This window comes from Actinoallomurus acaciae, assembly GCF_042429965.1.
Lineage (GTDB): Bacteria > Actinomycetota > Actinomycetes > Streptosporangiales > Streptosporangiaceae > Actinoallomurus > Actinoallomurus acaciae.
In genome coordinates, this window is sequence record NZ_JBHLZP010001142.1 from 1 (window position 1) to 972 (window position 972).

General features: G+C 76.3%; 2 protein-coding genes. Both read right to left on the bottom strand.

Annotation, left to right across the window (positions count from 1 at the left end; translation table 11 throughout):
* Positions 1-327: GNAT family N-acetyltransferase (locus tag ACFFNX_RS51160; protein ID WP_378213763.1), on the bottom strand; the 327-nt coding region annotated here is incomplete at its 3' end.
* A 31-nt stretch (positions 328-358) separates the two neighbouring features.
* Positions 359-972 (bottom strand): TIGR03086 family metal-binding protein (locus ACFFNX_RS51165; RefSeq protein WP_378213765.1); only part of this gene is annotated, 614 nt, incomplete at its 5' end.

Here is a 972-nt window from a genome sequence, read left to right on the forward strand (position 1 = left end):
GGCGTCCGCCGCGCCCAGGACGGTGTGGACCAGCGCCTGCCCGACGCCGCGGCGCTGGTCCCCCGGCCGGACGCTCAGCGGGCCGAGCGCGAGGACGGGCACGGTGGCCACGTGCCCCCGGGTGCAGACGACGTGGCCGAGCACCTCTCCGCGCCGTCCCTCGCACGCGACGAGCGACAGGGCGGGGAGCCACGCGTCGCAGGCGCGCAGCTCCCCCAGCAGACGGGTCTCGGTCACCTCGCCGGTCGAGCCCGGACCGGCGAACGCCGCGGAGGTCACGGCGTGGACCGCCGCGACGTCCTCGGGCGTCTCTCGTCGGATCAGCATCCGGCCACGGTGCCGATCCCTCGCGCATGGGTCAACGGATTTCCCCGCTGGGAGGAGTCCAGCCGGGCGAGCGGCCGAGCACGGCGAGCAGCCGGTCGCCGTCCGGCAGGCCGACGGGCACCGCGATCACCGGTTCGAAGGCGAGGCCGGGGCCGCGCGACTCCGGGTCCCGTGGCACCTGGGCGGCGATGCCGAGGGCGGCCGTGACGAGCTCGCCATCGGGTTCCCACGCGGCGCCGACCGTGGCGGCGACGTCCCAGGCGTGCACGAGGGTGTCGAGGAAGTGGAAGCCGATCGCGCCGGGGATCGTGAGCCCGTCGCGGACCTCGGGCAGGTCGAACGGCCGGTCGAGCACGCCCTCCTCGCCGAACGCCTCGTTGACGAGCTTCGCCGACGCCGCGAAGGCGCGGGGCGGGTCCGCGCCCAGCCGCCCGTCGCGCCACACGGACAGGGCCGCTCCCCGGCCGCGTGCGGCGGCGGCGAAGCCCTCGTTCTGACCGACGATGTGCCGGAGCAGCCCGTGGAGGGTCCAGTCGGGGCAGGGAGTCGGCAGGGTCAGTCGCCCGTCGCCGACGTCGTCGATGACCTGCCCGGCGTACGCGAGGGCGCGCCGGTCGAGCTCGCGGATGTCCATGGACAGGAGCG